The organism is Tenggerimyces flavus, assembly GCF_016907715.1.
In the GTDB taxonomy this organism is placed as follows: domain Bacteria; phylum Actinomycetota; class Actinomycetes; order Propionibacteriales; family Actinopolymorphaceae; genus Tenggerimyces; species Tenggerimyces flavus.
On the sequence record NZ_JAFBCM010000001.1, the window covers coordinates 7,952,895 to 7,966,876 of the forward strand.

Sequence of the window (13,982 nt, forward strand, 5' to 3'; positions counted from 1 at the left end):
GCTGGATTGTGACGGCAAAGGCGTTCGTCGAGCGGTTCATCGAGGCGCAGCGGGCGTTCGGCTCCGCACGCCCCTTGCTGCCGACCGCCGTCGTCGGCGCGTGGCGAGACGTCGTGGACGAGTGCGAGCGCGGCTATGCGATGAGCATCTACGAGTACGACAACGACCTCGACGCGGCTGCTGATCGAATGCCTCCTGCACGACGAGCGGCTGGCGGCGATGCTCGAGCTGGGCTGGGTCCGGGCGGAGGTTGAGGAGCTCGATCGCCGCTTCAGGGAGCTCTTGCTCCCCGTTCTCCTCCCCCATCGCTCCCGGACCACTGGTGGGCCGCGCACCCGCCACGGCGGGGTGGAGCGGAACTGGCCGCGGACCTCCGGAGCACCTACGGCATCGAGATCGTCGACGTCTGACCGTTCACTCCTTGCGGCGCTTGGTCTGCAGGTAGGAGCGGACGCGCAGGCTGGTCAGGATCACGAACATCAGCAGCGCGGCCCAGATCCACAGTGGGATGCGGCCGAGTTGGGCGACCACGTTGATGCTCGGCTGCTGCGTCGGGTCCGGCGCCGCCACGGTCACGTCCGGCGTACCGGACGGGCTGGTCGAGGCGGCCGACCGAGAGCCGGACGGGCTGCGCGAGCGGCTCGCGGTCTGAGCCGCGGCGGCGCGGGTCACGTCGTCGGCGGACACGAGCCGGCCGACGGGCTCGGCTTTGCCGACCGACGCGAAGCCCCAGTCGAACAGCGCCGCGACCTTCTCCCAGGACGGCTTGGGGGTGCGCATGACGCTGACGAGGATGCGATGCCCGTTCCGCTCGGCGACGCCGACGAGGGTGTTGCGCGCGAGCGTGGTGAAGCCGTTCTTCACGCCGTACGCGCCCTTGTAGTGGGAGAGCAGCTTGTTGCCGTTCTGGATCTGGTACGTCTGGCCGGGCTTGCCGGGCCACTGGAGTTTCGGTGTCCGGATGTACTTGCGGAAGTCCGCCCGCGCCAGGCCTTCCCGCGCGAACAGGGCGAGGTCGTACGCGGAGCTCCACTGGGCCGGCTCGTCCAGGCCGCTGGTGTTGACGACGTACGTGTCGAACGCGCCGAGCCGTTCGGCCTCGCGGTTCATCAGGCCGACGGTCTTCGGCAACCCGCCGGCCGCGTTGCCCAGAGCGCTGGCGGCGTCGTTCCCGGACGGCAGGAACAGGCCGTAGAAGAGCTGGTCGATCGTGTACTTGCTGCCCACCTGCAGTCCGACGCGGCTGCCCTCGATGTTCGCGTCGGCGGCGGTGGCCACGTACGTCGCCCGCTTGTCCAGACGCGGGAGCAGCGTCACCGCGGTCAGGATCTTGAGCGTGCTCGCCGGCTTCATCAGCGAGTGCGCGTTCTTGGCCGCGAGGATGTCGCCGGTGTCCAGGTCGGCGACGACGAACGACTCGACGTGCACGGGCGGGAGCTTGGGCTGCGCGTCGTGGTCGACGACGACGCCGTGCTGGCCGAGCTGCGCGCCGCCGACGAAGCCCTCGAACGGGCTGGCCGGATTCGGCCTCGCTGTCGGCGCGGTGAACGTCGGAGTCGGAGTCGGGGTCGGGGCACTGCTCGCCGGCAACGGAATTGCGAGGAGCCCGAAGATCGAGCCGGCGAACACAGCTGCTGCGGCCGTCGCTCGCGCCATCGCGACACGACGGGTTCCGGGGAGCCATCGCATGGTGCGGAACAGGGTAGCGGTCCTGGCTGGTAACGCATCTCGGACTCAGCGTTTGGCGGTGAGCACCAGAATCACGACCGCACAGAGTCCCAGCCACGCCGCGTCGAGCGCGACGAGACCGTTCCACCCGACGTTCCCGTACGCGGCGGTGCCGGTCGTGCCGAGCACGCTGCTGCCGAGGTAGTAGGCGGTGAGGTAGAGGCCGGAGGCTTGCCCGCGCGCTGTTGCTGGGGCTTGCGCGCCGACCCAGCCGGAGGCGGTTGCGTGCGCGGCGAAGAACCCGGCGGTCATCACCGCGAGCCCGGCGAGCACGATCGCGACGTTGCTCGAGACCGTGGCGCCGACTCCGACGATGGTGACCGCCAACGTCCCGAACAGGACCTCTTTGCGCCCGTACCGGTCCGCCAACCTTCCAGCAGTCGTCGAAGACAGCCCACCGATCGCGTACGCGAGAAACACCAGCGAAGCGATCGCGGGCGACAAGCCGATCGGCGGCTCAGCCAACCTGAAGCCCACGGCGTTGTAGACGGCCACGAACCCACCCATGAGCAGCGCGGCAGTGACGTACTGAGCTAGGAGCGTCCTGTCCGTGAGGGCGGCCCGCATCCCCCTGCCGAGCTGCGACCTCTCCACCCGCCGAACCCCACCCCGCGGCATGGCGACGAGCAGAACGCCAGCGCATACAGCGCCCAGCACTCCGACGGCCAGGACGGCACCCCGCCACCCGAAGAAATCCGAAGCAGTCCCGGAGAGCAGCCGCCCCACCAACCCACCAACCGAGTTGCCTGCGATGAGCACCCCAATCGCCGCCCCCACCCCCCGCTGCCCCACCTCCTCGGCGAGATAGGCCATGGCGACAGCCGGAATCCCCGCAATCGCGAGCCCCTGCACAGCACGCAGGACCAGCAACACCTCGTAGGAGGGAGCCACCGCGATCAACAACCCCACACCAGCAGCCACGACAACACCGGTCACCAAAACCGGCCGTCGCCCCACAACCTCCGAAACCATCGCCGCCGGCAACACCCCCAACGCCAGCGCACCGGTGGCGACGCTCACCGACCAAGAAGCCGCACCAGGATCGAGGCCCCACTCCCCCGCAAGCTGTGGCAGCAGCGGCTGTGTGACGTACAGAAGCGCGTAGGCAGCAATCCCCGCGGCCACCACCGACGCGGTCACCCTCCCGAACCGCGTCCGCTCCTTCGCAGCCGCCTCGCTCACCGTCACCCTGCCAACGCTAGGCAGAGCAGTAGTCATACGTCCAATACGCCATCATTCGTTGACTGATTCATTCACGCATGATTGGCCCTGGTCGAATAACCATCGCGACCAATGGCCCTAGGAAGGCTTGAATACCCTCATCCTCTATCTCCACCGCTTCGCAAGTAGATCTCTATTTCCTCGAGAATCTCGTGGACCAAAGCACCCACACTCGGATCGGACGCCCTCGCCTCAAGCTCCGATATCGCACCAGGGCCAAGCCTTCTGTGAATCCTGGCAATGTGACTGAGGCAGATGATCGCCACTGATCGCAGGTCGACGTCATCGTGGTCCAACAGCGCAAGGCAGAGCTCCTGCACCATTCTCCAGTCGTCGCTGTGCATAGCGAGCCCAACGAGCTCGCGCCCAGCGGACCCCCACTCTCCCGCATCGATGGCACTACGGAAGATCCCAAAGTCTCCCTCGGGCGGTTCCACGTACCGGCCGACTGAGTCGTTCACTCTTCGATGGTCTTTCCTGCAGTCCTCACAAGGCCAGCTCTAGCGTGGGGCGTTGAGCACGTGCAGGACCGCGGGGCGTTCGTTCCAGCCGATGTCGCCCGTGACTGCGTACAGGCGGCGGCCGGTGGGTGACCAGGTCAGCGCGCGATGGAAGAGGTCGTCGCCCAGCTCGACGACGCCGGTCGGGGTGCCGTCGGTGCGGAAGAAGAACAGGTCGGGATCGCAGCAGGAGAACGATCCGGAGGCGAGGAGGCGCCCGTCGGGAGAAGCGTCGACGGCATTGGGGAACGCGCGCGTCGGGAGGACTCGTCGGACGCTGAGGTCGTTGGTCGCGAACTCGACGATCCCGTACGGCCAGGCCGACGTGCTGTACGCGGTTGAGCCATCGCTACTGATTGCCAGGTCCGTCAGGGCCTCTCCCAGGGAACCGTGGTCGCTCTTGCGCAAGCGCGTCAACCCGCCATCCGGATCGCTCGCGTAGAGATAGATGTCGCCTGGCGTAGCCACCGTCTCACTGACGAGCAAGACGTTCGCTCCACTCGTCGGCGCGTTGAGGAGCGGCACACCGAGGACCGCGGGAGCTATGAGCGGGAGCCGTGGCGGCGACGACGGGTGGTCGAGGTCGATGAGACCCACGTTGCCCTCGTAGCCATGTCGCGAGCAGTTGTAGCCGAAGTACAGCCTCCGCTTCGACAGCGCGAGGGATCCAGGGCACGTGTCGCCGGTGTCGTAGCGGGCGCGTTCCTCGAGTGACTGCGTGTCGAACGCCGCGATCCCGCCGCCATGCAAGGCGACGTAGAGGAGGCGGCGGTCGGCGCTGAGTTGGAGATCGGTGGGTCCAGGCAGGTTGCGGATCTCGCCGAGGATCGAGCCGGTCGGACGGGCGACGACGATGGAGGTCGAGGTCTCGCCGCCGCTGATGAAGATGCGGGTGTTCGTTGCGACGATGTCGCCGAAGGTGTTGAACGGCAGTTCGGTCTGGGTGTTGGCTGCCTGGGCGGCTGGGGCCGCGGTGGCGATGAGGGTGGCGGCGAGCGTAGCTCCGGCCAGGGTTCGGACAGTCTTGCGCAGCATGGCGATCCCCCCACAGGATGCTGGACACAACGGGGTCACTATGCACCAGCGGGGGCGTTGAGCGCCAGAGGCTGCTACGTACGCCGGCTGCGGCGAGTGGCGAGGACGCCGACTGCGGCGACGGCGGCGAATCGCTCGGCGAGCTTGCGCTTCTTGGGTTCGAGTTCAGGCTCTTCGGTCGATTCTTCAGGCAGGGTTGCGGTTGCGGCCCAGGACGCGCCCAACACGACCAGGCGGGCGAAGTAGTTGATCCAGACCAGCAGGGCGATCATGATCGCGAACGCTCCGTACAGCGGGTTGCCGGTCACGTTGCCGATCACCAAGCCCGCAAGCTGTTTGAGGATCTCGAAGCCCACCGCAGCAATCAGCGCTCCCTGCCAGACGGACCGCGTGGGCGCGTTGTGCTTGGGCAGCAGGCGGTACATGGTGAAGAAGAGCAACGTGCTCGCGGCAATCCCTACTGCCATGGCGACGATGGTCAGCAGCGTGCCCATGCCCGGGACCCCGGACAGGCCGATCCACCCGATCACCGTGTCCGTGAAGCCCGTCACCGCCGTTCCCAACGTCACCGACAGCACGAGCACCAGCCCGATCACGCCGAGCACGATCAGGTCGAAGAGCTTGCCCAGAAGGAAGTTTCGCCCCTCCTCGGCCACCACGTCGAACACCGACTGCAGCGACGTACGCAAGGCCGAGATCCAACCCAGCCCCGAATACAGCAACCCCACAAGGCCAATCAGCCCCACCGACCCACGCCGCGACGCTATGGCCGCGACGTTGATCTGGCCGGACGCGTCGCCGATCATGCCCGGAAAGATCGACGACAATGCCGACTCGACGGCCGCATCCGCCCCCGGCACGTACGCCACCACATAACCCACGACGGCGAAGGCCAGTGCGATGATCGGGAAGAACGACAGGAAGCCGAAGTACGTCACCGCTGCGGCGAGCTGACTGCCCAGCCGGTCGCCGTAGTGCGACCCGGCGCGCACCGCGTGATCGACCACCGGCCAACGCGCCTTCACCCGCTCGAAGGTGTCAAGTGCCCGTTGCTTCAGCCGCTGCACGTTCATGATCAAAGCCATACCCGGACGTTCGGGTGATTACGCCCGCAGCGCCTGAGCCTCGTGTCTCGGCAAGGGTCCCGGCAACGGCCCACCGAGGGCGAAGTCCCGCTGCGGCCGCCACACCGAGTCAGCCCCGTGCTCGAACAACGAGAACGTCTGCACGTCGAACGCGCACTCGTACCCGTCCAACGCCTCGTACGCCCGGTCCAGCACGTGGTCCGGCAGATCGTGCGCGATCGTCACGTGCGGGTGGTACGGGAACGCCAAGTCCCGCGCCAACGGCCCCGTCCGCACCCGGTTCGCCAGCACCTCACAGGAAGAGATGCCCTCCGACACCGCCACGAACACCACCGGCGACACCGGCCGGAACGTCGCCGTCCCGCGCAGCCGCATCGTGAACGGCCGGTACGACTCCGCCACCGCCAGCAGATGCCGCTCGATCGCGTCGAGCGAGTCCTCCGGCACCCGCGTCGGCGGCAGCAGGGTCACGTGGGTCGGGATCCCGTCCGCCAGCGGGTCCCCCAACGTGGCCCGCCATCGCTGCAACTCCCCGCCATAGGGCTCGGGGATAGCGATCGCTACGCCGATGGTTCGCACGCGAGGCAACCCGCCTACCGCTTCGCCGGAACGAAGCCGACGCGCTCGTTGACGAGCGACATGGTCTCCGACGCCACCGCGCGGGCACGCTCGGCGCCGTGGGCCAGGATGCCGTCGAGCGACTCCCGATCCTCCAGTAGCGCGAACGTCCGGTCCCGGAACGGCGTCACCAGCTCCACGACCGCGTCGGCGACATCACCCTTGAGGTCGCCGTAACCCTTGCCCTCGTACGACTCCACCAGCGAAGGCACCGGCACCGAACGCAGCGCCGAAAGAATCGTCAGAAGATTCGAAACTCCCGGCTTGGCCGCGACATCGAACGTGATCGAACGATCCGAGTCCGTCACCGCCGACCGCACCCGCTTCGCCGAAACTTTCGGGTCGTCCAGCAACTCCACGATCCCCGCCGGCGAGGACGACGACTTGCTCATCTTCGCCACCGGGTTCGCCAGGTCCTGGATCTTCGCCACGTCCTTGACGATGTACGCCGAGGGCTGCCTGAAAGTTTCGCCGTACCGCCCGTTGAACCGCCCCGCCAGGTCCCTGGTCAGCTCCAGATGCTGCCGCTGGTCCTCGCCCACCGGCACCTGGTCGGTCTGGTAGAGCAGGATGTCCGCCGCCATCAGCACCGGGTACGTGAACAGCCCCACGGTCGCCGACTCCGTGCCGCCCTTCGACGACTTGTCCTTGAACTGCGTCATCCGCGACGCCTCGCCGAAGCCCGTCAGGCACCCGAGCACCCAGGCGAGCTGGGAGTGCTCCGGCACGTGGCTCTGGATGAACAGCGTGCATCGGTCCGGGTCGAGGCCGGCGGCCAGCAGCTGGGCGGCTGAGCGGAGGCTGCGCTCGCGCAGGAGGGCGGGGTCGTGCTCGACGGTGATCGCGTGCAGGTCGACCACGCAGTAGAACGTGTCGTGCGTGTCCTGCATCGCGACCCACTGACGGAGCGCACCCAGGTAGTTGCCGAGATGGAACGAGTCGGCAGTCGGCTGGATGCCCGAAAGCACACGGGGGCGGTACTGCATGCTGCGAATTGTGCCAGCACCGTCGCGCCCCGCAGGCGCCCCGTCCACACCTGGACGTACGGCAGGCGTCAGCTACGCTCCGTCGATACTCCCTGCTCAGGAGCAGTCGCGTTCTGCGACAAATCCGACGGGTCCGGCGCAGCTGCTACACCCGCTGTGAACCTCACCAGCGCGACCCTCCGGCCGTCCAGCTCGGTCACCGTGAATCGATGGCCGTCGAACTCGACGAACTCACCGACCACCGGGAGATGCCCCAAGCGGGCGATCACGAAACCCGCAACGGTCTCGTACGGCCCATCTGGGATCACCACGCCGGTCTCGTCCTCGAAATCCTCGAGGTTCAGCCGGCCGTCCACCTCGACGTCGCCGGTCTGCAGGCGGCGGTACGAGAACTCCTCGTCCTCGTCGTACTCGTCGCGGATGTCGCCGATCAGCTCCTCGACGAGGTCCTCGAGCGTCACGATGCCCGCGGTGCCGCCGTACTCGTCGAGCACGATCGCGAGGTGATGCCCGCCGTCCCGCATCTCGGAAAGAGCGGCGAGCACGCGCTTGGTGCCGGGCAGCAGCGGAACGTCGCGTGCCAGGTCACCGACCCGGAGCGAGCGCCGCGAGACCTCCGGGTTGAGCAGGTCGCGGACGTGCACGAACCCCATCACGTCGTCGGTCGACCCGCGGACGACCGGATAGCGCGAGTGCGGGCGCTCGGTCGCCATCGTCACGGTCTTGACGACAGGCGTGCTCGCGTCGAGGAAGTCGACCTCCGTACGAGGCACCATCACCTCGCGGATCTGCCGCTCGCCGGCCGCGAAGACCTCCTCGACGATCGCGCGTTCCTCGGTCCCGAGCGTTTCATGGGCCGAAACGAGCGCGCGGAGCTCCTCGTCGGACATCTGCTCGCGCTGGGCCCGCGGGTCGCCGCCGAGGATGCGGACGACGACGTTCGTGGACTTCGACAGGAACCACACGATCGGCCGGGAGCCGCGCGCGACGCGTTCGATCAGCGGCCCGAGCGCGAGGGAGAACGCCTCCGCCCGCTGCAGCGCGAGCCGTTTGGCCGCGAGCTCGCCGAGCACGATCGAGACGTACGAGACCGCCAGCGTGATGAGGATCAGCGCGATCGTCGACGAGACGCCCTCGGGCAGCCCCCAGCCGACGAACACCGGCGAGAGATCCTCGGCGAGCGTGGCGCCGGCGAACGAGGCGGCCAGGAAGCCGGAGAGCGTCACGCCGACCTGCACGGTGGACAGGAAGCGGTTGGGGTCGTTGCTCAGCCGTTCGACCACCTGGCCGCGTTTGCCGCGCTGGGCGAGCGAACGGACCTGGCTCTCTCGCAGCGAGACCAGCGCCATCTCGGCGGCGGAGAAGACACCGCCGATGAGGACGAACAGCAGCGCCAGGCCGATGTTGGTCAGTACGTCACGCACGTTGTCGGCCACGGTCGGCTCATTGGCGGCGGCGAGCGCGCTGCTCAGGATCGTGTGCACAGGGCAGTCACCGGGAGGGGAGAGCAGCGGGGCTTCGATGTCGGCCCGGACTGCAGCCTTCGTCCATCCATCCAGCGTAACTACCCCCGCGCGACACCGCCGTACCCCACCGCCCCTGCGCGGTGATCATGTACGTGATCATGAAGCGAAACAGGCGTATGGGACGGCCCCGGCTTCATGATCACGTACATGATCACGCCGGGGGCCAGGGTGAGTGCAGGGTGCCCGGCTAGGGTTCGTCTCGATGAAGAGGACCTCGACCAGACTCGCCGACGGTCGCGAGCTGATCTACTTCGACGAGCGCGACGACACCGTTCGGGACGCGCCCGACACCCGCGACCTGCCCGAGCGGGCCAAGGGCGCCGAGCTGCGGTACGACGCGCTGACCGACGACTGGGTAGCCGTCGCCAGCCATCGGCTGACAAGGACGTTCCTGCCGCCGGCCGACCAGTGCCCGCTCTGCCCGTCCAAGCCCGGGCGCCCGAGCGAGATCCCGGCCGAAAGTTACGACGTCGTGGTGTTCGAGAACAGGTTCCCCTCGTTCTCCACCGACGCCGACCTGCACAGCGACCCGGTCGCCGACCCGTTCGGCCGCCGCGCCGGCGTCGGCAGGTGCGAGGTCGTCTGCTTCACCTCCGACCACAACACCGCGTTCGCCAACCTCACCGAGGACCGCGTCCGTACGGTCATGGCCGCGTGGGTCGACCGCACGCTCGAGCTCAACGACACCGACGGCGTCGAGCAGGTCTTCTGCTTCGAGAACCGCGGTGAGGAGATCGGCGTCACCCTGCACCACCCGCACGGCCAGATCTACGCCTACCCGTACGTCACGCCGCGCACCACCCAGATGCTCGCCAGCGTCGCCAAGTACAAGGACGGGACCGGCGGCCGCAACCTGTTCGAGGACCTCGTCGAGGGCGAACGCAACGCCAAGGTGCGCGTCGTCGCCGAGACCGACCACTGGGTCGCGTTCGTCCCCGACGCCGCGCGCTGGCCCGTCGAGGTCAACCTCGCCCCGCTCCGCCGCGTCCCCGACCTGCCGAGCCTCACCGAGGAGGAGCGGGACGACTTCGGCCCGCTGTACTTGAGGATTCTCAACGGCCTCGACCGCTACTTCGACAAGACGCTGCCGTACATCGCCGCCTGGCACCAGGCGCCCGTACGCACCGGTCGCGAGGACTTCGGCGCCTACCTGCAGGTCTACTCGGTGCGCAGAGCCCCCGACAAGCTCAAGTACCTCGCCGGCTCCGAGTCCGGCATGGGCGCCTGGGTGAACGACATCGCGCCGGAGACGATCGCGGCCAGGCTGCGGGAGGTGCTCTAGGCCGTGCCTCTTAACTATCGCCTGGCGCGCGACACCTCGCATCCCGCCTGGCCGCGGTCCAGTTCGTCACCCATAGGAGAAGCTATGAATTCCTTCTGCACCACGCCCAGCCGGGCGCGCTCTGTGAATTTCCTTTGGGCCGCGCGCCATCGCGCTACGCGCGATGACCAGCGCTACTTAAGAGGCACGGCCTAGATGAAGGTGCTCGTGACCGGAGGCGCCGGCTACATCGGCAGCATCGTCGGGGCCCTGCTGATCAAGGCCGGCCACGACGTGACCGTGCTCGACGACGTCTCGACCGGGCACGCCGAGAATGTCCCCGACGGGGCCACGTTCGTCCAAGGCCGCATCCAGGACGCGGCGAACGTGCTCGACAACAGCTTCGACGGCGTGCTCCACTTCGCCGCCAAGTCCCTCGTCGGCGAGTCCGTCGCCAAGCCCGACCTGTACTGGCGCAACAACGTCGCCGGCACGCTCGACCTGCTCGACGCGCTGCGCAAGCACGGCATCAAGCGGATCGTCTTCTCCTCCACCGCCGCGACGTACGGCGCCCCGGAGACGATGCCAATCACCGAGACCACACCGCCGCAGCCGACGAACCCGTACGGTGCCTCGAAGCTCGCGGTCGACCAGATGCTCACCGGCGAGGCGGCCGCGTACGACCTCGCCGCGGTCAGCCTGCGCTACTTCAACGTGGCTGGCGCGTTCGAACGGTACGGCGAGAAGCACGACCCCGAGACGCACCTCATCCCCAACCTGCTCGAGGTCGCGGCGGGCACGCGGGAGAGCGCGCAGCTGTTCGGCACCGACTACCCGACGCCCGACGGGACCGCCGTACGCGACTACCTGCACGTCGTCGACCTCGCCGACGCCCACCTGCGCGCGCTCGAGGCCGCGAAGCCCGGGCAACACCTGATCTGCAACCTCGGCACGGGCACCGGCTACTCCGTCCGCGAGGTGCTGGACGCCGTACGCAAGGTCACCGGCCACCCGATCCCCGTGGTCGAAAGCCCCCGCAGGGCTGGCGATCCGCCCTCGCTCGTGGCTTCGAACGAACGTGCGCGCGAGGTCCTCGGCTGGGTTCCGGAGCGCGACCTCGACGCGATGGTCGCCGACGCGTGGGCGTTCCGGCAGAAGGGCAGCACCGCATGACCTCCGGCCAGTGGGCGGCCCCCGGCCGCGTCAACCTGATCGGTGAGCACACCGACTACACCGACGGCTTCGTGCTGCCGCTGGCGTTGCCGCAACGCGCGGTCGCCACCGCGTCGACCCGCGACGACGGCCTGCTGCGAATCGCGTCCGAGCAGGAACCCGAGACCGTGGAGACCGAGGTCGCGAAGCTGGCGCCCGGCGCGGTCGAGGGCTGGGCGTCGTACGTCGCCGGCGTCGTCTGGTCGCTCCGCGAGGCCGGCCACGAGGTCGGCGGGATGGACCTCACGATCGACGGCAACGTGCCGCTCGGCGCCGGCCTGTCGTCGTCCGCCGCGCTCGAGTGCGCGACCGCGTTGGCGGCCGTTGACCTGTACGCGTTGACGATCGAGCGTCCCACGCTGGCGCGCATCGCGCAGCGCGCGGAGAACGACTTCGTCTGCGTGCCGTGCGGGATCATGGACCAGTCCGCGTCGCTGCTGTGCGCCGAGGACAACCTGCTGTTCCTCGACACCCGCGACCTGTCGACCGAGCAGGTCCCGTTCAAGCTTGCCGCGGAATCCCTTGCCCTGTTGGTGATCGACACCAAGGCTCCGCACGCGCTCGTCGACGGCGAGTACGCCGCGCGCCGCCGTACCTGCGAGGAGGCGACCGCCGTCCTCGGCCTGCCGGCGCTCCGCGACGTGACCGATCTCGACGCAGCCCTGGCAGCCCTCGACGACGAGATCATGCGCAAGCGCGTACGCCACGTCGTCACCGAGAACGCCCGCGTGTTGGAGACTGTCGACCTGCTGCGCGCCGGGCGGGTCCGCGACATCGGGCCGTTGATGACCGCGTCGCACGAGTCCCTGCGTACCGACTTCGAGGTCACGGTGCCCGAGCTCGACGTGGCCGTCGAGGCCGCGCTCGCGGCCGGCGCGTACGGGGCGCGGATGACCGGCGGCGGGTTCGGCGGCTGCGTGATCGCACTGATCGACGCGAGCGCGGATTCTGACGTGCTGGCAGCCGTCACGCGAGCGTACGGTGAACGAGGCTTCACCGCCCCGACCTCGTTCGTCGCGACCGCCTCGGCTGGCGCACATCGCTTGGCGTAACGGAAGCTGAACGATTGGTGAGGTGTTCGCGCGCCCGCTTCGCACGGTGGAATCGACCACTCACACTGGAAGCGTGGCCACGACGCTGGATCGCACGATCACCGCGACGGCGCCTAGCTCACGGGGATGGCATGACCTGACAGTGGGCGCGGGTGAGCCGCTAGTCCGACGTTTCCTCAAAACCGACCCGTCGCAGGCCGATGCGGGCGGCCGAGCCGAGCCGCTGCTCGCGTTCGCGCACCTGTCCGATCTACATGTCTGCGACCACCAATCGCCAGCGCGGGTGGAGTTCTGCGATCGGTACGCCGACCCGGACTCGCCGTACCGCGGGCAGGTCGACTCCCTCGGCGCGTACCGGCCGCAGGAGCTGATGACCACGCACGTGCTCGACGCGGCGGTCCGTTCGGTCAACTCGCTGGCGGCCGGCGCCCCGGTGACGGGGATGCCGCTGGGCTTCGCGATCGCGACCGGCGACCTGGTGGACAACGCGCAGGCGAACGAGGTCGCGTGGTATCTCGCCTTGCTGGACGGCGGATCCGTGACTCCGGACTCCGGCGATCGGCGCCGGTACGAGGGCGTCGCCGACTTCGCGCGCTACGACGTTCGCTACTGGCACCCCGAGGGCTCGCCGGACGGGTTCGCCGAGGACCTGCCGCGTTCGCTCTACGGGTATCCGGTCGTCCCCGGCCTACTGGATGCGGTGCGGTCGCCGTTCGCCGCGGCGGGCTTGGTCGTTCCGTGGCTCGCGGTGTACGGCAACCACGACGCGCACCTGCAGGGCATGGCCCGCTCGACGCGTGTGGTGCGGGCACTCGCGACGTTGGGGACGAAGCTGATCGAGATCCCCGCCGGCCTGGACCCGGCTGCGATCTCGAAGGGTGACAGCCACATCGATCTCGGGAAGATCCTTGCCCTGTTGCGTTCCAAGCGTCGTCGCGTCACGCGGGACGCCGAGCGGCGGCTGCTGTCGCGACCGGAGTTCGTGGCCGCTCACTTCGCCTCGCAGGGGAAGCCCGAGGGGCACGGCTTCTCGACGACGAACAAGGAGCAGGGGACGGCGTACTACCGGTACGACTCCGGGCTCGCGTCGGTGCTGGTGCTGGACACGGTCAACGAGCACGGCGGATACGACGGCTCGCTGGACCGCGGGCAGCTGCGCTGGCTGATGGCCGAGCTCGCGGCAGCGCAGGCGGAGCGGCGGTACGTGGTGGTCGCCTCGCACCACACGTTGGACACGCTGACGAACGGGCAGGCGCCGGCCAAGTCCGCGGCGCATCGCGTGCTGGGGCCCGAGATCCTGCGGCTGCTGCAGTCGTACTCCTGCGTGGTGCTGTGGGTGAACGGGCACACGCACACGTGCACGGTGCAGCCGCACGACTCGTTGTGGGAGATCACCAGCCCGTCGTTGGTGGACTGGCCGCAGCAGGGGCGGTCGATCGAGCTGGTGCGCAACGGGAACGGGACGTTGTCGGCGTACTCGGTGATGGTCGACCACGACGGCGACGCCGCCTGGTCGGGTGGGATCTCGTCGCCCGGGGAGCTGGCCTCGCTGTCGCGGGCGCTGTCGGCGAACGACTGGCAGGTGCGCGCGAACAGCCCGTCGGAGAGCGCGCGGCGTGGGACTGTCCTGGATCGGAACGTCGAGCTCGTCCTCCCCGACCCCTTCGCCAGCTGACCGGTTTGGATGAAGGGCACCTTCATTCAATAGGTTCGAATGAAGGTGCCCTTCATTCAAACCCAACCGCTAGCGTGGGCGGC

At 68.5% G+C, this 13,982-nt stretch carries 13 protein-coding genes; 5 read left to right on the top strand and 8 right to left on the bottom strand.

Annotation, left to right across the window (positions count from 1 at the left end; translation table 11 throughout):
* Window positions 1-8: 8 nt before the first annotated feature.
* A complete protein-coding gene (locus tag JOD67_RS36990; protein WP_205122311.1) occupies window positions 9-254 on the top strand; it encodes a hypothetical protein in 246 nt (81 codons plus the stop codon).
* Between the two features lie 160 nt (window positions 255-414).
* Here the strand turns inward: JOD67_RS36990 and JOD67_RS36995 are convergent, their stop codons facing one another.
* From JOD67_RS36995 to JOD67_RS37030, 8 genes are all read right to left on the bottom strand, one after another.
* Window positions 415-1,689 (bottom strand): D-alanyl-D-alanine carboxypeptidase family protein, encoded by a 1,275-nt coding sequence (locus tag JOD67_RS36995; protein ID WP_205122312.1) that lies wholly within the window; start codon window positions 1,687-1,689, stop codon window positions 415-417.
* Window positions 1,690-1,734: 45 nt separating this feature from the next.
* Window positions 1,735-2,916, bottom strand: coding sequence for an MFS transporter (locus JOD67_RS37000; RefSeq protein WP_205122313.1), 1,182 nt, complete (start codon window positions 2,914-2,916; stop codon window positions 1,735-1,737).
* A 131-nt stretch (window positions 2,917-3,047) separates the two neighbouring features.
* A complete protein-coding gene (locus JOD67_RS37005; RefSeq protein WP_205122314.1) occupies window positions 3,048-3,410 on the bottom strand; it encodes a hypothetical protein in 363 nt (120 codons plus the stop codon).
* Window positions 3,411-3,449: 39 nt separating this feature from the next.
* On the bottom strand, window positions 3,450-4,484 hold the full coding sequence (locus tag JOD67_RS37010) for a YncE family protein (protein WP_205122315.1): 1,035 nt from the start codon (window positions 4,482-4,484) through the stop codon (window positions 3,450-3,452).
* A 74-nt stretch (window positions 4,485-4,558) separates the two neighbouring features.
* The gene (locus JOD67_RS37015) at window positions 4,559-5,569 is read right to left on the bottom strand and encodes a YihY/virulence factor BrkB family protein (RefSeq protein ID WP_205122316.1); all 1,011 of its coding nucleotides are present in this window, start codon (window positions 5,567-5,569) and stop codon (window positions 4,559-4,561) included.
* An 18-nt stretch (window positions 5,570-5,587) separates the two neighbouring features.
* The gene (locus JOD67_RS37020) at window positions 5,588-6,148 is read right to left on the bottom strand and encodes a 2'-5' RNA ligase family protein (RefSeq protein ID WP_205122317.1); all 561 of its coding nucleotides are present in this window, start codon (window positions 6,146-6,148) and stop codon (window positions 5,588-5,590) included.
* Between the two features lie 14 nt (window positions 6,149-6,162).
* Complete coding sequence (gene trpS, locus JOD67_RS37025; protein WP_205122318.1) at window positions 6,163-7,173, bottom strand: tryptophan--tRNA ligase; 1,011 nt, start codon at window positions 7,171-7,173, stop codon at window positions 6,163-6,165.
* Window positions 7,174-7,241: 68 nt separating this feature from the next.
* Entirely contained in the window at window positions 7,242-8,597 is a 1,356-nt protein-coding gene (locus tag JOD67_RS37030) for a hemolysin family protein (protein WP_205123323.1), read from the bottom strand.
* A 304-nt stretch (window positions 8,598-8,901) separates the two neighbouring features.
* On the opposite strand from JOD67_RS37030, the gene galT reads away from it, so the two are divergent.
* From galT to JOD67_RS37050, 4 genes are all read left to right on the top strand, one after another.
* Window positions 8,902-9,981 carry a galactose-1-phosphate uridylyltransferase gene (gene galT / locus JOD67_RS37035; RefSeq protein ID WP_205122319.1) on the top strand — a complete coding sequence of 360 codons (1,080 nt, stop codon included), beginning with the start codon at window positions 8,902-8,904 and terminating at the stop codon, window positions 9,979-9,981.
* A gap of 195 nt (window positions 9,982-10,176) precedes the next feature.
* Window positions 10,177-11,133 carry a UDP-glucose 4-epimerase GalE gene (gene galE, locus JOD67_RS37040; RefSeq protein ID WP_205122320.1) on the top strand — a complete coding sequence of 319 codons (957 nt, stop codon included), beginning with the start codon at window positions 10,177-10,179 and terminating at the stop codon, window positions 11,131-11,133.
* Entirely contained in the window at window positions 11,130-12,224 is a 1,095-nt protein-coding gene (galK, locus tag JOD67_RS37045; protein ID WP_205122321.1) for a galactokinase, read from the top strand. Before galE ends, galK begins: the two co-directional genes overlap by 4 nt.
* Window positions 12,225-12,297: 73 nt before the next feature.
* Entirely contained in the window at window positions 12,298-13,899 is a 1,602-nt protein-coding gene (locus JOD67_RS37050; protein ID WP_205122322.1) for a TIGR03767 family metallophosphoesterase, read from the top strand.
* The last annotated feature ends 83 nt before the right edge of the window (window positions 13,900-13,982 follow it).